This is a genomic window from Devosia equisanguinis (assembly GCF_900631955.1).
GTDB classification, from domain to species: Bacteria; Pseudomonadota; Alphaproteobacteria; order Rhizobiales; family Devosiaceae; genus Devosia; species Devosia equisanguinis.
Window position 1 is genome coordinate 317229 of record NZ_UZWD01000038.1, and the last position, 20402, is coordinate 337630.

Here is a 20402-nt window from a genome sequence, read left to right on the forward strand (position 1 = left end):
GCAAAACGTTCCGGCATCGGGAACCATTTGCCGATTGTCGCGTTTATGACGCGCATGCCCATGACATGACGCGAGAAAGCCTCCAGCACCTTCCCCCGGTGACGGAGGCTTTTTCTATGGGGATTTGCCTAGGTGCGCCGCGCAAAGTCGTCGAGGCGGTGGCGACATGCGGCGTAGAAGGAGACGAGGCGGCCGTCGACCTGCAAGGCTAGGCGCAAGCAGTCGTCCAGGGCTGGCGAGCCCGCGAGGCCATTGGCGAGATCGAGCAGCATGGCTTGATGCGCGGTTTTCAAGGCGATGAAAGCGGGGCTGTCGCGCAGCTCGGAGTCTCCGACAAGCAGCAGGATGGGTTCGCGGCCACTCATGCCCTTGAGAGTCACCGCACCAGCATCGAGAAATGCCAGCTCCGGCGCCTGCTTGGCCGTTGCTTCGGTGACCAGGATTTCGTGGCCAACACTCTTGCATGCGCCCTCTATGCGGCTGGCCACATTGACCGTGTCGCCGATGCAGGAATAATCGAAGCGCTGTTCGAACCCCATATTGCCGACCAAAGCCGCGCCAGTGGCGATGCCGATACCAATGGCTATGGGCTCGCGACCGGCTTCCGCGTTCAGCGTCTCCAGTGCCGCGCGCATGGAAAGCGCCGCTCGACAGGCATGGAGCGCATGGCGATCGACATCGACCGGGGCATTCCAGAAGGCCATGACCGCGTCGCCCATGAACTTGTCGATGGTCCCCAATTCCTTGACGATGGCAGCGCCGAGGGCGGCAAAGAGGCGATTGAGAATGGCGACGAGTTCGGACGGGGAACTGCGCTCGGCCAAAGCGGAGAAATTGCGGACGTCGGAGAACATCACCGTCAATTCACGCACATCACCGCCCAGCTTGAGCAGATTGCCGTCGGCTTCGATGCGGGAAAGCAGCGAGGGCTCGACATAGTGGGCAAAGGCCCGTCGGATGCGTCGGCGATCGGCGTCGGTGACGGCAAAACGAAAGAAGGCCATGGCGGCGTATAGAACCAGCGCGCCGAACAGGGCGAAGCTGGGATCGATCAAGAGGCCCGGACCGGTGAAGGCCCACCAGCTGACACCCACCTGCCCCGCTGCGACCAGCAGCGACACCATCAGCCCGATGATCGGGCCGGTGACGATCACGGCCAGCACGATGGCGAGGCCGGAGAGGGCAAAGCTGACGATTTCGAGGCCGCCAACCCAGTCGGCCCGATCAAGGAAGCTGCCGCTGAGGATCTGTTCGAGCGCCTGCGCGTGGATGGAAACGCCCGGCACGGCCTCGCCAAGGGTGCTGGCGCGGATGTCGAGAAGGCCGCTGGCCGAGGTGCCGACCAGGACGATGTGACCGGAAACCAGCGGCGCCAGGGTCTGATAGTCCTGGCCCAGCACGGATTCGGCCGGCAGGTACATCTCGGCCGGGAAGCGCCGATAGTAGAGCCACATGTCGCCGCTGGGGCCGGTGGGGACTGAAAAATCGCCGACGCGGACTGACTCCACCGCCGCGCCGTCCCCCGCGCCGCCGAGCACCACCAGCGTCGTTTCCCCCATGGCGACCCGCAGGGCCTCGATGCCCAAGGCTGGAAAAACTGCACTGTCCTTGCGCCAGAGTAGCGGCAGACGGCGGGCAATGCCGGCCTCGCCCTGGCCGAGGCTGGCAATGCCGAGTCCCGTTGCGGCATCTGCCAAAACAGCGAGCGGCTGCGCCGTACCGCCGAGTTCGGGCAGGCTCGCCAGCGTATCGCCGCCGGTCATCGCCAGGCCCCCCTTGGGCACCAGCGTCGAGGGCCGGGCGCGAACGCTCTGCGACAGGCTGAGTATGGTGGGACCGCCGGCCAGCGCCTGGGCAAAACGGGCATCGTTGTCACCGCCCTGCCCCGCCATGGCGGACAAGCGATCGGGTTCGCTGAACAGCATGTCGAAGGCGATGGCTGCCGCGCCCAACTCGGTCAGTCGTTCGGCAAGTTCGGCCATGGTGTTGCGGGGCCAGGGCCATTGACCGATGGCGGCAAGGGAGTTTTCGTCAATGTCGATGATGCGGATGGGCAGGCCTGGCGGCGCTTCGCGCGGGCGCAATTGCTGGAGGGCATCGAAGCTGGTTTCGCGCGCCATCTGCACGGGATAGGGGTCGGCCGCGCGCAGCAGGGTGAGCGCGATGATGACGATGAGGCCGAAAACCAGCGCCGCCCAGCCCCTCTTGCCCATGCCCTGCCCGATCAGTTCACGCGCGCATCGGCGGCCGACTGGCTTTGGCTGGACAGGCGCGGGCGGCAGCGAACCTCACGGCGAAAATCGCTCGGCGACATGCCTGCCACCTTGCGAAACGACTTGTTGAAGGCGCTGAGCGAGCCGAAGCCGCTATCCATGGCCACCTGCAACACATTGGTGTCGTCCTGCATCAGTTGTGCCTGCGCATAGCTGAGGCGCATGAGGTTGACATAGTCGTTCAGCGTCATGCCGGTGGATTTCTTGAAGACGTTCATCGCGTATTTCGGATGCACGTCGGCAGCCACGGCGATGTCGATGGAGTCGATGTCCTCGCGGAAATTCTCGGCGATATATTCGCAGATGCGCACCACGACCGGTGAGGCGTGCTGGTCGAATTCGCCATTTTCGCGCACTTCGGTGGCCTCGGGCAGCAGGGCATAGGGCTCGAAGCGGATGCGCTCGATCCGCAGCAGCATTTCGTCGACGGCCACGCTGGCTTTCATGGCGTCGCCAGAGCGCGCATAGCTGTTCCAGCGGGCAAAATTGACCGGATCCGAGGAATCGGTGGCATGGGTCAGAAGCGTCGCACCCTGCATCAACCGCGCCTGCATGGCCGAGGGCAGGCGCAGGCGGAAGAAATGCACCAGAGGCAGATGTCCGCCGGCATAGACCAGATCGTCGGAAGCATCATCCAGCCAGTGGGGCAGTCCGCCCCAGAACAGGGCGAGGTCGCCGGCCGCAAAGGTGACCTCGTGGCCACTCATCTTGTAATGGGCCCAGCCCTTGACGATGAAGTTGACCTCGACCTGCGCATGCCAGTGCGGCGCGCGCATCACCAATGGCGCAGCATGAAACAGCCGCAGTTCGCCGGGGAGGCCCTCGACGCCGTCGATCAAAGGCTCGTAATAAGTACGACTAATCTTACTTTCCGCCAAATCTGAATACCCATTGAGAGTGACGGCACCAACCTGACCGTTAGCTTAGGTAGCGCTCAGAGGAAGAGCAAACGAAAAGGGAGGAACTATGATGACCCGCATCACTTCGCGGTGGACGCGCACCTTTGCCACGATCATGACCGGCGCCAGCCTGCTCAGCGTTACCGCTGCGACGGCCCAGCAGCTCACTGTCTGGTGCTGGGACCCCAACTTCAATGGGGCCACGATGGAAGAGGCGTTCTCGCGCTACAAGGCCGCCCATCCCGACGCCACCATCGACATCCAGATCTTCGACAAGGCGGCGATGGAGCAGAAGCTGCAGGCGCAGCTGGCTTCCGGGACCACTGACGGTCTTCCCGACATCGTGCTGGTCGAAGACTATCGCGCGCAAAAATACCTCCTGTCCTTCCCCGGCGCGTTCGAACCGCTGACCGACAAGATCGATTACTCGGCCTTCGCCCCCTATAAGGTGGAAGTCTCGACCGTCGACGGCCAGACCTATTCCATGCCCTTCGACTCCGGCGTGACGGGCCTGTTCTATCGCTCCGACGCCCTGGCCGAAGCCGGCTATACTGCGGCCGACCTCGAAAACATCACCTGGGACCAGCTGATCGAGATCGGCAAGGCCGTGAAGGAAAAGACCGGCAAGATCCTGCTGCCGATCGACCCGAACGCTTCTGACCTGTTCCGCATCATGATGCAGTCCGCCGGCACCTGGTATTTCGATGCCAGCGGCAATGTGACCATCGCCGACAACCCGGCCTTCAAGAGCACCATCGAGACCTATCAGCGACTGCTGACCGCCGGCATCACCAAGCCGGTTGCCGGCTGGACCGAATATACCGGCAGCTTCACCTCCGGCGATACGCTGGCAACGCCCACCGGCGTGTGGATGACCGCCACGATCAAGGCCAATGCCGATCAGTCCGGCATGTGGGCCGTGGCGCCGGTGCCGCGCCTAGGCGACATCGAGTCGTCGGTCAATGCCTCCAATCTCGGCGGCTCGAGCTGGTACGTGCTCGCTTCGGCGCCCGAGAAGGAAACCGCGATCGACTTCCTCGCCACCGTCTGGGGCCAGGACGTGGACTTCTATCAGAAGATCCTGGTCAACCAGGGCGCGCTCGGCTCGCTGCTGGCCGCACGTGAAGGCGAAGCCTACAAGGCCACCGACGAATTCTTCGGCGGCGCCCCTGTGTGGCAGAACTTCTCCAACTGGCTGGCTGCGATCCCGCCGGTGAACTACGGCATCTTCACCGAAGAAGCCGACTCCGCCGTAGTCGCGCAGATTCCGGCCATCACCAGCGGCGGCAATGTCGATGAGATCATCGGCCAGATCGACGCCCAGGTTCGCCAGCAGACCCAGTAACACCGGCATCCGGAAGCGGTTCGCCGCTTCCGGCCTCCCCGAGGCCCTCGCCGTCATGGCGGGGGTCATCGATCAGGCGGCGGGCGGCCGCAGGCTCGGAACTCGGGGGTGACAGGGATTTGGTCGGCAAGGGAGGACCACGGCGTGGCGCAATCGCATCTGGCGCGCAACGAGCGGATCAATGGCTGGGCTTTCGTCATGCCCGCGCTGATCCTCATCGGCATTTTCATGATCTACCCGATCATCTGGTCGCTCTGGATGAGCTTCCAGGTCGGGCGCGGCATGCAGTTCAGTTTCGGCGGGCTGACCAATATCATCCGGCTGACCCAAGACCCGATCTTCATCCGGGCGCTCACCAATACACTGATCTTCCTGGCTATCCAGGTGCCGGTCATGCTGATCCTGGCACTCTTGTTTGCCAGCGCGCTCAACGATCCGCGCCTATGGGGCCGCAGCTTCTTTCGCACCGCCATCTTCCTGCCCTGCGTCACCTCGCTCGTGGCCTATTCGGTGACCTTCAAGGCGATGTTCGCCGCCGACGGCATTATCAACCAGATGCTGATGGGGCTGCACATCATCGGCTCGCCCATTCCGTGGCTGGCCGATCCATTCTGGGCCAAGGTCGTAGTCATTTCGGCCATCACCTGGCGCTGGACTGGCTACAACATGATCTTCTACCTAGCCGCCATGCAGAATATCGACCGCTCGATCTATGAAGCGGCCAAGATCGACGGCGTGCCTGCCTGGGCGCGCTTCTGGTACATCACCGTGCCGATGCTGAAGCCGGTGATCCTGTTCACCGCCGTCATCTCGACGATCGGCACGCTGCAGCTGTTCGACGAGCCTAACCTGCTGACCCAGGGCGGGCCTTCGGACTCCACGCTGACGCTGTCGATGTATATCTACAATCTCAGCTTCAAGTTCATGCCCAGCTTCGGCTATGCCGCCACGGTGTCCTATGTCATCGTGATCCTGGTGGCCATCCTGAGCTTCTTCCAGTTTCTCGCTGCCAGGGATCGCCGCGCATGAGCAATCCCCTCGCCCTTATCGGACGTGGCGCCACCTATGTGGCGCTCAGTCTCGCGGCCTTCGTGTCGGTGTTTCCGTTCTTCTGGATGGTGGTTGGCTCGACCAATACCAATGCCGACCTCATTCGCGGCAAATCCACTTTCGGTGATGCGCTATGGCGCAATATCGAGGTGTTCTTCACCTCGGCCGACATGCCGCGCGTGTTCTTCAACTCGTTCTTCATTGCCGGGGTGGGCACGCTGCTGACCCTTCTCATCTCGTCGCTGGCCGGTTACGGCTTCGAGATCTTCCGCACGCGGATGAAGGAGCGGGTGTTCGCAGTGCTGCTCCTGATGCTGTCGGTACCGTTTGCGGCTCTGATGATCCCGCTGTTCATCCTGATGGCCAATCTCAAGCTGATGAACACCTATCAGGCGATCATCCTGCCTTCGGTGGCGTCGATCTTCATCATTTTCTACTTCCGTCAGGCGACCAAGGCCTTTCCCCACGAATTGCGCGATGCCGCCCGCATTGACGGGCTGAAGGAATGGCAGATCTTCCTTTTCGTCTACATGCCGGTGATGCGCTCCACCTATGCGGCGGCAACCATCATCGTGTTCATGACGCACTGGAACAATTACCTGTGGCCGCTGATCGTGCTGCAGACCAACGACATGAAGACCCTGCCCCTGGTCGTCGCCACGCTCAGTCAGGGCTACACACCTGACTTCGCCGTCGTCATGGTCGGCTCGATTTTCGCCACCCTGCCCACTCTCATCATCTTCTTCCTGCTCCAGCGCCGCTTCGTCGAAGGCATGCTGGGCGCGGTTAAATAAGGTCTTCATCCCATGAGCAGTGTTCGTCTCAACAATGTCCGCAAGTCCTTCGGGGCGGTGAACGTCATCAAGGGTGTTGATCTCGACATCGGCGACAAGGAGTTCGTGGTGTTCGTCGGGCCCTCGGGCTGCGGCAAGTCCACCCTCTTGCGCATGATCGCCGGGCTCGAAACCATCAGTGGCGGCGATCTCGAGATCGGCGGCAAGCGCATGAACGATGTCGATCCGTCGCAGCGCGGCATCGCCATGGTGTTCCAGACCTATGCGCTTTACCCGCATATGACGGTGCGCGAAAATATGGGCTTTGCCCTGCGCTTCGCCAAGGTTCCGAAGGACGAGATCGCCCGGCTGGTCGACGACGCAGCGCGCATCCTGGCGCTGGGACCGCTGCTCGACCGCTATCCCAAGGAGCTCTCGGGTGGCCAGCGTCAGCGCGTTGCCATCGGTCGCGCCATCGTGCGCAATCCCGAAGTGTTCCTGTTCGACGAGCCGCTGTCCAATCTCGACGCCGAATTGCGCGTGCATATGCGCATTGAAATCGCCCGCCTGCACAAGGAACTGCAGACCACCATCATCTATGTGACCCACGACCAGGTGGAGGCCATGACGCTGGCCGACAAGATCGTGGTGCTGCGCGATGGGCTGGTGGAACAGACCGGGCGGCCGCTGGACCTCTATGACGACCCGGCCAACCAGTTCGTCGCCGGTTTCATCGGCTCGCCGAAGATGAACTTCATCCCGGCAAGCGTGGTGGCAAAATCGCCTGATGGTGTCACCCTGGCGCTGCCGCAGCAGGGCAATGTGCGCCTGACCCTGCCGATCACCTCAGCTGAAATGGGCGAAGCGGTGACGCTGGGCGTGCGCCCCGAACACTTCGCGGCCGCCGGCATGGGCGGCGTCGACATCACCGTGGATGTCGACGTGGCCGAGCATCTGGGCACAACCTCTTATGTCTATGCCCGCACCGACGGCGATCCGCTGATCATCGAGCGCGAGGAGTCGCGTCACGAAACCAGCGCCGAGCGCATCACCGTCTCCATCGATCCCGCCAGGGCCTATCTGTTCGACAAACAGGGCCAGCGGCTCCGCTAGAATTTCTCATTTTCGTAGGACTATCAAAATGACGTCGAAAATCCGCTGGGGCATTATCGGTCCGGGCAGCATCGCCAAGGCCTTCCGCGACGGCGTGGCACAGGCCGAACATGGCGAATTGAACGCCATCGCCACCCGCAATCCCGGCAAGCCGGGCCTTGCCGAGGAATTTCCCGGCGCGCGCATCGTGCATGGCTATGACGCGCTGCTGGCCGACAAGGACGTGGACGCGGTCTATATCGCGGTGCCGCATACCGGCCACGCAGAATGGGCGATCAAGGCTGCGGAAGCGGGAAAGCATGTGCTGGTGGAAAAGCCGCTGGCACTGTCGGCACATGAGGCCGACGCGGTGTTCCATGCCCATCGCAAGGCTGGCACCTTTGCCGGTGAAGCCTTCATGTATCGCCTGCATCCGCAGACCGCGAAGATTATCGAACTGGTGAAATCCGGCGTGATCGGCGAAGTGCGGATGATCCAGTCCAGCTTTGGCTTCAACATGGGCAAGTTCCAGCCGCAGCATCGCCTGTTCGCCTCGGAACTGGCCGGGGGCGGCATCATGGATGTGGGCTGCTATCCCGTTTCAATGGCGCGCCTGCTGGTGGGGGCAGCTACGGGCAAGCCCTTTGCCGATCCGGTCAAGGTCGCCGGCACGGCCCATCTCAATGCCGAGGGCACCGACGATTTCGCAGCTGCGCTGTTGAGCTTCGGCAATGGCGTGGTCGCACAGGTGTCCTGCGCCGTCATGGCCAATCTTGACAATGTGCTGCGCATCCATGGCTCTGAAGGCCGGATCGAGGTGCCGGACTTCTGGTTCGCTGGCGGCAATCGCGACCAGGGCCTGGGCAAGATCGAGGTGATCAAGGGCGGCAAGACCGAGGTGATCAGCGTCAATGAAAGCGCCCATGTCTATTCGTTCGAGGCGGAAGCGGCTTCGCTGGCCATCCTCGCCGGCAAGCAGGAATTCGACGCGCCGGGCATGAGCTGGAATGACACGCTGGGCAATCTGCGCGTGCTCGACAAGTGGCGCAGCGACGCCGGTATCGAGTTCTCCGTCGAGAAGTCCAGCGTGCGCACCAAAACCCTGGACAATCGCAGCCTCGGCCCCAACAAGGGTGTCATCCCCAAGCGCTCGATCCCTGGCCTCGACAAGCCAGCCTCGGCCGTAGCGATGGGCTTTGAAGATTTCCGCACCTTCTCATCTGGCGCCATCCTGCTCGACGCCTTCTGGGAACGTGGTGGCAATATCTTCGACACCGCCTATATCTATGCCGGCGGCTATACCGAAAAGCTGTTCGGCGAGTGGCAGAAAAGCCGTGGCGTGCGCGAAGAGGCCGTGGTGATCGGCAAGGGCGCGCATTCGCCGCTGGTCTATCCCGATGTGATCGGCAAGCAGTTGACGCAGTCGCTGGATCGTCTGCAGACCGACTATGTCGACGTCTATTTCATGCACCGCGACAATACCGACGTGCCGGTGGGCGAGTTCGTCGATGCCATGGATGCCGAGGTCAAGGCAGGCCGCATTCGCGGGCCTTATGGCGGGTCGAACTGGACCAAGGAGCGCATGAGCGAGGCCATTGCCTATGCCAAGGCCAATGGCAAGACGCCGCCGCAAGCGCTGTCCAACAACTTCGCTTTGGCCGAAATGCTGGACCCGATCTGGGGCGGGTGCGTTACCGCCTCCACCCCTGATTTCAAGCAGTGGCTGATCGATAGCCAAGTGACCAATTTCTCCTGGTCGAGCCAGGCCCGCGGTTTCTTTACCGACCTTGCCGGTCGCGACAAGCGGGACAATGAGGAACTGGTGCGCGTCTGGTACAATGAGCAGAATTTCGGTCGCCGCGACCGAGCCATCGAACTGGCACAGAAGCTCGGCCAGTCGCCGATCCATGTGGCGCTGGCCTATGTGCTGGCCCAGCCCTTCCCCAGCGTGCCGCTGATCGGGCCGCGTCGCCTGGTGGAGCTCGAAGACAGCCTTCGGGCTTTCGATATCCAGCTCACGCCCGAACAGGTGAAATGGCTCGAACAGGGCTGACAAAAACAAGCGCCGCCCCAAGGGGCGGCGTTTTTGCTTGCGTGATGGCGCGTGGAGAGCTTGGACGCAGGTGGGGTCAGGCGCCGGCGCAGTAGACCACGCGGTTGCGGCCACCGGACTTGGCGCGATAGAGAGCCGCGTCGGCAGCTTCGACGATTTCGGCGGGGTTTGCACCATCGGCGAGGCTGGCAAGGCCGAGGCTGATGGTGATGGCGATATCCTGGTCGCGATAGGCGATGGGTTGGGCGGCAACGGCCTCGCGAATGCGGTTGGCGAGATCGATCGCCATTTCCGGTTCGGTCTGGGAGAGGATGATGGCGAATTCCTCGCCGCCAATGCGATAGAGCTGATCGGACGTGCGCAGGGATTTGCGCACGGTATTGGCAAAGGCGCGCAAGACTGCGTCGCCAGCGGCATGACCATGGGTGTCGTTGATCTGCTTGAAATGGTCGATATCGAGCGTTACGAGCGTGGCCGAACCCGATCCGCGCAGATATGATGCATGGGCGCGGGCCAGAGCCTCGTCGAAGGCGCGGCGGTTATGCAGCTGGGTCAGTTCATCGACGCGCGCCAGATCGGCCAGCGCGGTTTCCGAGGCCTCGATGCGCGCGATCATGCGGTTGAATTCCTGCGCGACCCGGCTCAATTCCGGTGGCACACTGATATCGATCCGGTGGTGTCGGTCGCCACTGGCAAAGCGCGCCGCACCATCGACCAGCCTGTCGACGCTGCGCGACATGATCAGGCCCACCAGCGCCACGCCGCCAATCATGGCCAGGAGCGAGAGCCCCAGGGAGACGGCGAAGATGATCGTGGCACTCTCGCTCCATCCAACCGCATTGTCGTAGTCGGCCTGAACCGCGCCGGCGATCACAGCATAGGCCTGGCCCAGGCGGTCGGATACCGCGGCGATGTGGCCATGGAACAGGCGCGCCTTGCGCTCGGCTTCCGGATCGTCGGCTACCAGCGTTTCGGCGGTGAGCTCTGTGGCATGAGTGTCTGCGGTCGCCCAGCTTTCCGTGGCATTGTCGAGATGGATAAGGGCCTGCGGATCATTGGAAAACTGCGCGCGCACCTGTGCAAAGCCGGTCTCGATGCGGCCGCGCAATTCGCGATAGAGCAAGGGGCGCTGCGAACCACCCTCGTTGACGTGCTCATCGATCGGCACCAGCGTATCCCAGACCAAGATACGCAGATCCTGCAGGGGACCGAGTTCGGTCCTCTGCCGTTCCGACACGTCATGGAAAGCAGCGATCACGCCGCGGTTGAGCACCACATAGCCAAATATGGCCGAGAAGGTGAGCGGCGCCACGGAGAGGATCATGCCCAAGGCGACCCAGAAGCGCAGCGACCGCGTCTTGAAGAGCTTGAGCATGGGAATATCTCGCTGAACTATGAGCTTCCCATGGATGGGTCGGTCTCAGACAAAGGAATGTCTGGGACCCTATTTTCGGTGGGTTAACAACACCCAAAACCAACGTATCGCATTTAACCCTCGGCGAAGGTGTTCACAGGTGTTTTCTTGGCCAGGGCCACCATGCGCAAGGCTGCGAAAAATGCCAGAACTGCGAACAAAGCGGCCATGACGAAGAGCGGAACGATAGAGCTCAGTACCTCGGTTTTTTCCACAGCCAAAGGGTAGCCGGCCGCATTGGCGGCCACACCGGCCAGTGCCGCCCCGAGGGCATTGCCCGCTGACTGGGTGGTCGGCAACAGGGCCGAGGTCCGATCGCGCTCGGCCTCGGTGCTGGCCTCCATGATGGTGAGCATGGTGTAGCCGTTGCAGGTGCCAAAACCCATGCCGATCAGCACCTGCCCGACCAGCAGGACCGGTAACTGGGTCGTTTCGAGCCCGATCAGCACCAAGACGAGGCCGGCGGCCAGCAGCAGCGGGCCAGTCCGGATCAGAATGCGACGGGTGGAGCGCTGGCGCACATTGGCCACTGTCACCGAGGAAAGGCTCCAGGCTACCGCCATCACGGCACCTGTGATGGCCGCCTGGGTGGGACCGTAGCCCCAGAGCTGCTGCAAGAGCATGATGAGATAGACGGCCGTGGCCGCACCCGCGACCGGCATCAACAGGAACATCCAGAGCCCGGAGCCGACGGCGGTGTTGAAGGAGAAGGCGTCGGGCGGCATCAGGCGGTGGTCGGCGCGCCGGTCCAGCCAGACGGCGGCCACCAGCAATACCGCAGCGCCCACAAGCGAAAGTGCCGCCTGCAGCGGAGCCGCCACGGCTGCCAGCGCCACCAGCATTGTCCCGGCACCAATGGTCAGGAGCCGCAGGCCCGGGAAACCATGGGCGTCGGGAGCCCGCTCGGCGCGCGGCACCACCATGAACACCATGGTGACGAAGATCAGCACAAAGGGCACATTGATCAGGAAGGCGGCGCGCCAGGAAATCAGCTCGGTGAGCGCACCGGCGCCTGCGGGGCCACCAAAGGCCGCCACGGCCCAGACCACCGCTTGCATGCCAAACACTTTTGGCACCAAACGGCTGGGGAAGAGTTCGGGGATGAGCGCGAAGCAGAGTGCGGCAACAACGCCCTCGCCCAGCCCCTGTACGGCGCGACCGACCAGCACCTGCGTCATGTCGGTGGCAATGGCGGCGATCAGCGTGCCGACGAGAAAGACCAGGGCGAGCCCAACAAGTGCCCCCCGCGACCCGAGCCGGCGCTTGAGCATGGCGGCAGCGGCGCCGCCGACAATGGCAAAGACCAGATAAAGGGTCGTGGCCCAGGAGATGACCTCGACGCCGCCCAGCTCGTGTACCGCGGACGGCAATGCGGCAGCCGAGAGGAAGGCATTGAAGGCGAAAAGCGTGACGCCCAGCGCCAGAATGGTGGTGACCGGCAGATAACGCGGTCCAAAAATCTCGGCCCACCGGCCCTCGACTGTCTCAGACATCTCGGCATTCCAATTAAACAAGATTTTGCTTGTTTAAACCTGTGAATGGCGGAAGGCAATCGGGGGATGCATAGAATTTGTGCAAGGGGGATATCACTCCGGTGTTGGCGGAGTTAGCGCCGATGGATTTGAGTGGGCTGCACACCCCCTCCCTGCCTCTCCCTAGAGAAGGGGGAGGAGCTGCTTCGCGTCGTGGGAGGCCAGCTGCGCTTGAAATGTTTTGGGATCTTTAGGTTTCGGCGCACGGGGCCACCGAGCGACGCTCCGCCCTCGGGCTTGATCCGAGGGCCTGTCGGCGGGCGCCTTGCGGCGCTGGTGATCGCGGAGATTGACCCTCGGGGCGAGCCCGAGGGCGGAACGGTGGGTGGGATACCGCGTGCCGACAGGCAGCACCGACTGGCGCCCCTCAGGCCCTTGAGTTCAACCGAAACATGAAAGGCCTAGCTCCGCAGACCCGGGGCTTCCTGGCCGGTGCTTTGCACATATTCGGTGTAGCCGCCGCCATAGGTGTGGACGCCATCGGGGGTCAGTTCCAGCACGCGGTTGGAGAGGGCGGCGAGGAAATGGCGGTCGTGGCTGACGAAGAGCATGGTGCCCTCGAAGGCGGACAGCGCCTCGATCAGCATCTGCTTGGTCTGGATATCGAGGTGGTTGGTGGGTTCGTCCAGCACCAGGAAATTTGGCGGATCGAAAAGAATCAGCGCCATGGCAAGACGCGCCTTTTCACCGCCGGAGAGCACCCGGCATTTCTTTTCAATATCGTCGCCCGAGAAGCCGAAGCAGCCGGCCAGCGCCCGCAGCGGCGCCTGCCCTGCCTGGGGGAAGGCCGATTCCAGCGCCTGAAACACAGTGTCGTCGCCATCGATCACGTCCATGGCGTGCTGGGCGAAATAGCCCATCTTGACGCTCGGCCCGCGGCTCACCGTGCCGGCATCAGGATCGGCGGTGCCGGCGACCAGCTTGAGCAGAGTCGACTTGCCGGCACCATTGACGCCGAGAATGCACCAGCGCTCACGCCGCCGGACGTGGAAATCGAGCCCGTCATAAATGGTTCGGCTGCCATAGGCCTTGTCGACGCCCTTCACCAGGACGATGTCTTCACCCGAACGGGGCGCCGGGCGGAACTCGAAGGCGACGGTCTGCCGGCGCTTGGGCGGCTCCACCCGGTCGATCTTGTCGAGCTTCTTCACCCGGCTCTGCACCTGGGCGGCGTGGCTGGCACGAGCCTTGAAGCGCTCGATGAAGGCGATTTCCTTGGCCAGCATAGCCTGCTGCCGCTCGAACTGGGCCTGCTGGTTGCGGTCGGTGATCTCGCGCTGGCCCTGATAGAAGTCGTAGTCGCCGGTATAGCTGGTGAGATTGCCGGCATCGATCTCGATGATCTTGTTGACGATGCGGTTCATGAACTCGCGATCGTGCGAGGTCATCAGCAGCGCGCCGGAATAGGACTTGAGAAAGCTCTCGAGCCAGATGAGACTTTCGAGGTCGAGATGGTTGCTCGGTTCGTCGAGCAGCAGCACATCGGGCTTCATCAGCAGGATGCGGGCCAGCGCCACGCGCATTTTCCAGCCGCCCGACAGCGCGCCGACATCACCGTCCATCATCTCCTGGCTGAAGCCCAGGCCGGCCAAGACTTCGCGGGCGCGACCATCCAGGGAGTAGCCGTCGAGCTCCTGAAAGCGCCCCTGCACCTCGCCATAGCGGGTGATGATCTCGTCCATCTCGTCGGCACGGTCGGGATCGGCCATGGCGGCCTCAAGCTCGGCCATTTCGGCCATCAACTCGCTGACCGGGCCGGCGCCATTCATCACCTCGGCCACTACCGGCTTGCCGGACATGTCGCCGACATCCTGGCTGAAATAGCCGATGGAGGTGCCGCGATCGATGGAGACCTGGCCTTCGTCGGGCTGTTCTTCGCCGGTGATCATGCGGAAGAGCGTGGTCTTGCCGGCGCCGTTCGGACCGACCAGACCGACCTTTTCGCCCCGCATCAGCGTCGCCGACGCCTCGATGAAGACAATCTGCTTGCCGTTCTGCTTGCCGATACTCTCAAGGCGGATCATGCGCGAAAACCTGGATATGCACGCAAGATCGCGCGCCGAAAAACCTGGGCCGCTCTTAAACACCCCAAGGCACCAGACGCAAGGCGGAACGGTTTTTTGATCGTGTTACGGCCATGCCATGAGCGAAACGAACCGGCGGTTTTGCGAACAGATTTTCTACATCGTTCGCGAAAGCCGCACAGTTACACCTATGTGCTTACTTGCCGCAGGCCCCGCCCTGCCCTAATTATTCTCGTGCAGGTTCGCCTGCATTGTTCTCAGGGCGGGGCGAAATTCCCCACCGGCGGTAAGGCAGCAATGCCAAGCCCGCGAGCGCCTTCGGACCATTTGGTCCCTGGGGTCAGCAGATCCGGTGTGACTCCGGAGCCGACGGTATAGTCCGGATGAAAGAGAACGGGACCAAGCGCCTTGCCGGGCGCGCGTGGCCTATTTGGCTGCGCTGTTCCGGCCTGTCGTCTCCCGTAACCCTGAGGAAACTGGTTACGGAAAGGACGACGAATGAACCAGATTTCCTCTTCCCGCAACGCCGCCACTACAGGCGCGCTGTTCATGTTGGCCGCAAGCGTGGTGTTTGCAGGCTCCAACACATTGCAATCCATCCTGCCCACCCCGGTCGAGTATGGCGGGATCGGCATGAGTTCGACTGGCATGGCCTTCTGGCAATATCTCATTGCCTCTATCCTGGCGCTGCCGTTGATCCTGCGCATCGGTCTCCACAATCTGCGCACGGCGCATCCGATCGCCCACGAAATCCGGGCTTTTGTATCGGCGCTGGGCGTGCATGTGTTCGTTTATGGTTACGCGTCCGGCGTGCCGATCTGGCAGATGGTGACGCTACTGGCCACCGGTCCGCTGTTCATCATCATCGGCTCGGTGCTGCTGCTGGGCGAGAAAGTGTCGCTGGCGCGCCTCGTTGCCGCAACGCTGGGTTTTGCCGGTGCGATCATCATCTCCGGCGTGGGGACGGAAGGCATAGGCCTGCAGGCGCTGATCCCGATTACCGCCGCTGCGCTCTGGGCCGCAACAGACGTGTTGACCAAGCACCTGACCCGCAAGGGCGAGCGCCCGGAAACGCTGACTATTTCGCTGTTGGTGCTGATGACGCCCAATCACCTCGCGATTCTGCTGGCGGCAAATGCCTTTGCGGGCGTGCTGCCCGTTGGCATGGCGCCCGGCTTCCCCTTTGCCCTGCCGGGTGGCAATGGCCTCGTGCTGCTGCTCCTGCTCGGGGCGCTCACCGCGGCGGCGCAATATCTGCTCGCCTTCGCCTATCGCAATGCCGACGCTACCTATCTGCAGCCCTTTGCCGATGTTAAGGTTTTGCTGGGCGGGTTGCTCGGATGGATCGCTCTCGGCCAGATGCCCTCGACCTGGTTCTGGCCCGGTGCACTGCTGATCGTTGCCGCGTCAGCGCTGATCTATTGGGCTGAACGCGACAATGGGCCCAAGGCGAGCCTGGCGGCCGCCTGATCGGCTCCCTCCAGTATTCGCCACGTTCCGACAGGTTCGCAAAACACAGTCCCCTCGGGTCAACCCGAGGGCGATTGGGGTGATTTGCGGGATTGCGGCGGTTCCGGCGCAGAGGGCTACAGCGCGACCCAGCGCCCCTCATGATGGCTTCGGGCCATGGCGTGCACCGTCTTCTCGATCTGCAGACCTGCCGCAAAATCGATCACCCGGGCCGGCTCGCCGCGAATGGCGCGCAGCAATTCGTGGCATTCGATGATCTTGAGATCGTTGAAGCCAAGGCCGTGGCCGGGCGCTGGAATGAAGCGGTCATAGGGTGGGTGCACCGGAGCCGCGAGGATAGTGCGAAAGCCCTGTTCGCTGGCGCGGTCGGCAGTGCTGTAGAGCTGAAGCTCGTTCATCCGCTCCTGGTCATAGGTGATGCTGCCCCTGGAGCCGAAGATCTGCACGGCGATGCGGCCCTTGCGGCCCCAGGCGGAGCGGTTGAAGGCCAGCACGCCGCTGATCCCATCGCCCAGTTCGACCAGCACGCTGGCAATGTCGTAGGTTTCGACATTTCGGCGCGTACCCTCTTTGGTCGGCCGGTCGGGATAGGGCTTGGCCAGATGCGCGAACACCTTGGTGACCGGCCCGAACAGCACGGAGAGCATGCTGAGTGGATGCACGCCGAAATCGTCAAGCGCTCCATAACCGGAGCTGGCCTCGCTCTTCCAGTAGAACAGCGCCTCGGGATCGGCCATGAAGTCTTCGTCCATTTCGAGGCGTACATGGTTGACCGTGCCGATGGCGCCTTCCTCCAGAAGCCGCCCGATGTGACGGATCATCGGGTTCTGGATGTAATTGTAGCCGAGCACGGCGACCCGGCCGCTCGCCCGAGCCGCAGCCTCCATGCGCATTGCATCGTCGAGCGCCACCGCCATGGGCTTTTCGCACCAGACATGCTTGCCGGCTTCCAGAGCCGCGATGGCCATCTCGGCATGGAAGGCGTTGGGGGTGGTGACGGAGACGACATCGACGGCGGGATCGGCGATCAGCGTGCGCCAGTCGCCGCTAGCGCGGGCAAAGCCAAATTCCTCGGCCTTGCGGTCGGCGATCTCCTGGCTGACCTCGGCCAGATGCTCGAGGCGCACGCGCGGCCCGTCGCCGAAAACCGCCTTCACGCCGGTCCAGGCGAGCGCGTGGCACTTGCCCATATAGCCTGTGCCGATGAGGCCAACGCCGATCGAAGATTTCATTCCATCCCTCCGCCACAATGAAACGCATGTTCAATAGTACATTTATTCCGTTTTTGGAATGGGGCTGCTGGTCAGGAAAATGGGGTTTGTGGTAGGAGGGGGTGTTGGTGATGGGGTGAGTGAAAATGACGGGTTCGGGGCTGCCGCCGCAGGATTTCGAGGCTTTGCGCATGGCGATCCTGGAGCGCAAGGCGGAATTGCCGAAGCGGCTGACGCAGGTGGCGGCCTATGCGCTCGATCATCCGGACGAGATCGCCTTCGGTACGGCGGCGAGCATTGCCAGTTCGGCGCAGGTGCAGCCCTCCACGCTGGTGCGGTTTGCGCAGCATTTTGGCTTCGACGGATTTTCGGGACTGCAGCAATTGTTCCGACTACGCCTGCGCGAACGCAATTCCAGCTATGAGGATCGGCTGCGTAGTCTCGAGGAAGGCGGGCCGGCGCTTTCGGAGAGCGCTGGCATTCTCAACAAGTTCATTTCAGCGGCGCATAGCAGCGTCGACAGCCTCGCCAATGCGGTGGACCCGGAGAATTTCGACCGTGCTGTCAGTATCTTAGCGCGAGCAGAGACCATTTACCTCATCGCCAAAAGGCGCTCCTATCCGATCTCCAACTACATGGCCTATGCCTTTGGGAAGCTGAAGGTGCGGTGCCAATTGGTGGGGACGGCGGCGGGAATCGATGACGATCTCCTGGCCTTTGCCAGCGAAAAAGATGCCGCTTTCGCCGTGAGTTTTTCGCCCTATGCCTCGGAAAGCGCGGCGCAGGCGCGGGCTTTGGCTGGGCGCAATGTGCCGCTGGTCTCGCTGACCGACTCGGCATTTTCGCCGCTGGCCGAGTGCTCGACCGTGTGGTTCGAACTGGTCGAGGCCGACCATGCCGGCTTCCGCTCGCTGTCGGGAAGCATGGCCTTTGCCATGGCGCTGACCGTGTCGGTCGCAGAAAAGCGCCGCCGCGGCTGACCTTCCGATGCGTGTTTCCTGACCGCGATATGAACGAATTCTGAACATTCCACGTTCGGAACGTATATTCTATCTTGACGCAGTTTCAGAACCTGTATTTCATTATTCCTGAAGCGCATCATAGCGCGAAGCGATGACGACAGAGTGCGGGAGAGATAAGGGTGACTACCGAATTGGCGAACAGACCGCTCGATGTGATTACCATCGGGCGTGCCTCGGTGGACCTTTACGGCCAGCAGATCGGCACGCGGCTCGAGGATATTGCCAGCTTTGCCAAATCGGTGGGCGGCTGCCCCACCAATATTGCGGTCGGTACGGCGCGATTGGGCCTCAAATCGGCGCTGGTCACCCGCGTCGGCAATGAACAGATGGGCCGCTTCATCCGCGAGCAACTTGAGCGCGAGGGTGTCGAAACGGCCGGGATGGTCACCGATCCCGAGCGCCTGACGGCACTGGTGCTGCTGGCGGTCGAGAATGACAAGTCGTTCCCGCTGATCTTTTATCGCGACAACTGCGCCGATGCGGCTCTGGATGAGGGCGATATCGACGAGAATTTCATTCGCTCGGCCCGTGCGGTGCTGGTGACCGGCACGCATTTTTCCAAGCCGCATAGCGACAGGGCGCAGCGCAAGGCGATGCGAATTGCCCGCGAAAATGGCGGCAAGATCGTCTTCGACATCGATTACCGCCCCAATCTCTGGGGCCTGGCCGGGCACGATGCCGGTGACAGCCGCTATATCGCCTCGGACAAGGTCTCGGCACATCTCAAGACAGTGCTGCCAGAATGCGATCTGATCGTGGGCACGGAAGAAGAAGTTTTGATCGCGGCCGGTGCCGACGATCTCCATGCTGCGCTCAGGACGATCCGGTCCCTCTCCTCCGCCGTGATCGTCCTGAAGCGCGGTCCCATGGGCTGCATTGTCTATGACGGCGCCATTCCCGACGATCTCGAAGACGGCATTGTCGGCAAGGGATTTCCGATCGAGGTCTATAATGTGCTGGGGGCCGGCGACGCCTTCATGAGCGGGTTCCTGCGCGGCTGGCTGCGCGGCGAAAGCCATGCCACCAGCGCCACCTGGGCCAATGCCTGCGGCGCTTTTGCGGTGAGCCGGCTGCTCTGCGCACCCGAAATTCCTACCTGGACCGAACTGCAGTTTTTCCTCGAGCATGGCAGCAAGGAGCGGGCGCTGCGCAAGGACGAGGCGATCAACCATGTGCACTGGGCCACGACGCGTCGTCGTCCCATCCCTGTGCTCAAGGCGCTGGCCATCGACCATCGCAGCCAGTTCGAGGACATGGTCGGGGGTGATGCGCAGAAGCTGGCCCGCATTCCCGATTTCAAGGTGTTGGCGATCAAGGCGGCGGCGCAGGTGGCCGATGGGCGGGAGGGCTTCGGCACGCTGCTCGACGACAAATATGGGCGCGACGCGCTTTATGCCGCAGGTGCCCTCAAGAATTTCTGGGTCGCCAAGCCGATCGAGCTGCCGGGGTCGCGGCCACTGCAGTTCGAGTTTACCCAGGATCTGGGCTCGCGGCTGGTCGAGTGGCCGGTGGATCATTGCATCAAGGTATTGTGCTTCTTTCATCCTGATGATCCGGCGGCGTTGCGCCAGGAGCAGATCGCCAAGCTGCGCGCGGCTTTCGATGCCGCCCGCAAGGTCGGCCGCGAACTGCTGGTCGAGATCATTGCCGGCAAGAATGGACCACTCGAGAATGATACGGTGGCGCGGGCGCTGACAGAGATCTACGATGCCGGGATCAAGCCGGACTGGTGGAAGCTCGAGCCACAGAACAACGTGGCGGCCTGGGCCCAGACCGACGCGGTGATCGAAGCGCGCGATCCGCTCTGTCGTGGCGTGGTGCTGCTGGGGCTGGATGCGCCGCTGGACCAGCTGGAGGCCGGGTTCAAGGCGGCCAAGTCGGCGCGCACGGTCAAGGGTTTTGCCGTGGGCCGCACGATCTTTGCCGATGCGGCGCGGGCCTGGCTGGATGGGAAGATAAGCGACGAGGAGGCCGTTGCCGATATGGCGAAACGGTTCGGGGCGCTGGTGGAGATTTGGGAGCGTGCGGGTTAGTGGTGCTTTCGCCTCCCTCCCCCTTGAGGGGAGGGAATGAGGGTGGGGGTCCATCGGTGTGTCACTGAACCACCCCCCACCCCGGCCCTCCCCCTCAAGGGGGGAGGGAGCGATGGAACCGCACCAACCAGAATTTGAAACGCCCTAGTGCGCTGCGGCATCCCCCTCACCCGTCTCGGCCTTCGGCCGATCCACCCTCTCCCAAAGGGTG

General features: G+C 62.7%; 14 protein-coding genes and 1 riboswitch. Of the genes, 8 read left to right on the plus strand and 6 right to left on the minus strand.

Going from position 1 to position 20402, the window contains the following annotated elements; translation table 11 throughout:
- Window positions 1-128: 128 nt before the first annotated feature.
- Together DEVEQU_RS16450 and DEVEQU_RS16455 are read right to left on the minus strand one after the other, a co-directional pair.
- A complete protein-coding gene (locus tag DEVEQU_RS16450) occupies window positions 129-2213 on the minus strand; it encodes a CHASE2 domain-containing protein (protein WP_126151667.1) in 2085 nt (694 codons plus the stop codon).
- Between the two features lie 11 nt (window positions 2214-2224).
- Window positions 2225-3112 carry a helix-turn-helix domain-containing protein gene (locus tag DEVEQU_RS16455; RefSeq protein ID WP_223214266.1) on the minus strand — a complete coding sequence of 296 codons (888 nt, stop codon included), beginning with the start codon at window positions 3110-3112 and terminating at the stop codon, window positions 2225-2227.
- Between the two features lie 130 nt (window positions 3113-3242).
- Here DEVEQU_RS16455 and DEVEQU_RS16460 point away from each other — a divergent pair, with 130 nt between their 5' ends.
- The 5 genes from DEVEQU_RS16460 to DEVEQU_RS16480 all read left to right on the plus strand — a co-directional run bounded on the left by DEVEQU_RS16460 (window position 3243) and on the right by DEVEQU_RS16480 (window position 9485).
- Window positions 3243-4517 carry an ABC transporter substrate-binding protein gene (locus DEVEQU_RS16460; RefSeq protein ID WP_223214267.1) on the plus strand — a complete coding sequence of 425 codons (1275 nt, stop codon included), beginning with the start codon at window positions 3243-3245 and terminating at the stop codon, window positions 4515-4517.
- 198 nt (window positions 4518-4715) lie between these two features.
- The gene (locus tag DEVEQU_RS16465) at window positions 4716-5546 is read left to right on the plus strand and encodes a carbohydrate ABC transporter permease (protein ID WP_126151718.1); all 831 of its coding nucleotides are present in this window, start codon (window positions 4716-4718) and stop codon (window positions 5544-5546) included.
- Window positions 5543-6361 (plus strand): carbohydrate ABC transporter permease, encoded by an 819-nt coding sequence (locus DEVEQU_RS16470; RefSeq protein WP_126151669.1) that lies wholly within the window; start codon window positions 5543-5545, stop codon window positions 6359-6361. The genes DEVEQU_RS16465 and DEVEQU_RS16470 overlap by 4 nt, the downstream gene beginning before the upstream one ends.
- A gap of 12 nt (window positions 6362-6373) precedes the next feature.
- Window positions 6374-7453 carry an ABC transporter ATP-binding protein gene (locus DEVEQU_RS16475; protein ID WP_126151670.1) on the plus strand — a complete coding sequence of 360 codons (1080 nt, stop codon included), beginning with the start codon at window positions 6374-6376 and terminating at the stop codon, window positions 7451-7453.
- Window positions 7454-7481: 28 nt separating this feature from the next.
- Window positions 7482-9485 (plus strand): aldo/keto reductase, encoded by a 2004-nt coding sequence (locus DEVEQU_RS16480; protein WP_126151671.1) that lies wholly within the window; start codon window positions 7482-7484, stop codon window positions 9483-9485.
- 76 nt (window positions 9486-9561) lie between these two features.
- Here the strand turns inward: DEVEQU_RS16480 and DEVEQU_RS16485 are convergent, their stop codons facing one another.
- The 3 genes from DEVEQU_RS16485 to DEVEQU_RS16495 form a co-directional block, all read right to left on the minus strand.
- Window positions 9562-10860, minus strand: a complete 1299-nt coding sequence (locus tag DEVEQU_RS16485) for a diguanylate cyclase (protein WP_126151672.1) — start codon at window positions 10858-10860, stop codon at window positions 9562-9564.
- 113 nt (window positions 10861-10973) lie between these two features.
- Window positions 10974-12392, minus strand: a complete 1419-nt coding sequence (locus tag DEVEQU_RS16490; RefSeq protein WP_126151673.1) for an MFS transporter — start codon at window positions 12390-12392, stop codon at window positions 10974-10976.
- Window positions 12393-12832: 440 nt separating this feature from the next.
- Complete coding sequence (locus DEVEQU_RS16495) at window positions 12833-14455, minus strand: ABC-F family ATP-binding cassette domain-containing protein (RefSeq protein WP_126151674.1); 1623 nt, start codon at window positions 14453-14455, stop codon at window positions 12833-12835.
- Between the two features lie 249 nt (window positions 14456-14704).
- Window positions 14705-14854: riboswitch (FMN riboswitch) on the plus strand.
- Window positions 14855-14953: 99 nt separating this feature from the next.
- Here DEVEQU_RS16495 and DEVEQU_RS16500 point away from each other — a divergent pair.
- Window positions 14954-15925, plus strand: coding sequence for a DMT family transporter (locus DEVEQU_RS16500; protein WP_126151675.1), 972 nt, complete (start codon window positions 14954-14956; stop codon window positions 15923-15925).
- Window positions 15926-16041: 116 nt separating this feature from the next.
- Here the strand turns inward: DEVEQU_RS16500 and DEVEQU_RS16505 are convergent, their stop codons facing one another.
- The gene (locus DEVEQU_RS16505; RefSeq protein ID WP_126151676.1) at window positions 16042-17157 is read right to left on the minus strand and encodes a Gfo/Idh/MocA family protein; all 1116 of its coding nucleotides are present in this window, start codon (window positions 17155-17157) and stop codon (window positions 16042-16044) included.
- A gap of 125 nt (window positions 17158-17282) precedes the next feature.
- Here DEVEQU_RS16505 and DEVEQU_RS16510 point away from each other — a divergent pair, with 125 nt between their 5' ends.
- A complete protein-coding gene (locus DEVEQU_RS16510) occupies window positions 17283-18116 on the plus strand; it encodes a MurR/RpiR family transcriptional regulator (RefSeq protein WP_126151677.1) in 834 nt (277 codons plus the stop codon).
- A gap of 161 nt (window positions 18117-18277) precedes the next feature.
- Window positions 18278-20191 carry a bifunctional 5-dehydro-2-deoxygluconokinase/5-dehydro-2-deoxyphosphogluconate aldolase gene (locus tag DEVEQU_RS16515; RefSeq protein WP_223214268.1) on the plus strand — a complete coding sequence of 638 codons (1914 nt, stop codon included), beginning with the start codon at window positions 18278-18280 and terminating at the stop codon, window positions 20189-20191.
- Window positions 20192-20402: the final 211 nt, after the last annotated feature.

Coding starts and splice junctions, on each gene's coding strand:
- DEVEQU_RS16450 (WP_126151667.1), bottom strand. CDS start 2,213: ATGGGCAAGAGGGGCTGGGCGGCGCTGGTTTTCGGCCTCATCGTCATC.
- DEVEQU_RS16460 (WP_223214267.1), top strand. CDS start 3,243: ATGACCCGCATCACTTCGCGGTGGACGCGCACCTTTGCCACGATCATG.
- DEVEQU_RS16465 (WP_126151718.1), top strand. CDS start 4,716: ATGCCCGCGCTGATCCTCATCGGCATTTTCATGATCTACCCGATCATC.
- DEVEQU_RS16470 (WP_126151669.1), top strand. CDS start 5,543: ATGAGCAATCCCCTCGCCCTTATCGGACGTGGCGCCACCTATGTGGCG.
- DEVEQU_RS16475 (WP_126151670.1), top strand. CDS start 6,374: ATGAGCAGTGTTCGTCTCAACAATGTCCGCAAGTCCTTCGGGGCGGTG.
- DEVEQU_RS16480 (WP_126151671.1), top strand. CDS start 7,482: ATGACGTCGAAAATCCGCTGGGGCATTATCGGTCCGGGCAGCATCGCC.
- DEVEQU_RS16485 (WP_126151672.1), bottom strand. CDS start 10,860: ATGCTCAAGCTCTTCAAGACGCGGTCGCTGCGCTTCTGGGTCGCCTTG.
- DEVEQU_RS16490 (WP_126151673.1), bottom strand. CDS start 12,392: ATGTCTGAGACAGTCGAGGGCCGGTGGGCCGAGATTTTTGGACCGCGT.
- DEVEQU_RS16495 (WP_126151674.1), bottom strand. CDS start 14,455: ATGATCCGCCTTGAGAGTATCGGCAAGCAGAACGGCAAGCAGATTGTC.
- DEVEQU_RS16500 (WP_126151675.1), top strand. CDS start 14,954: ATGAACCAGATTTCCTCTTCCCGCAACGCCGCCACTACAGGCGCGCTG.
- DEVEQU_RS16505 (WP_126151676.1), bottom strand. CDS start 17,157: ATGAAATCTTCGATCGGCGTTGGCCTCATCGGCACAGGCTATATGGGC.
- DEVEQU_RS16510 (WP_126151677.1), top strand. CDS start 17,283: ATGACGGGTTCGGGGCTGCCGCCGCAGGATTTCGAGGCTTTGCGCATG.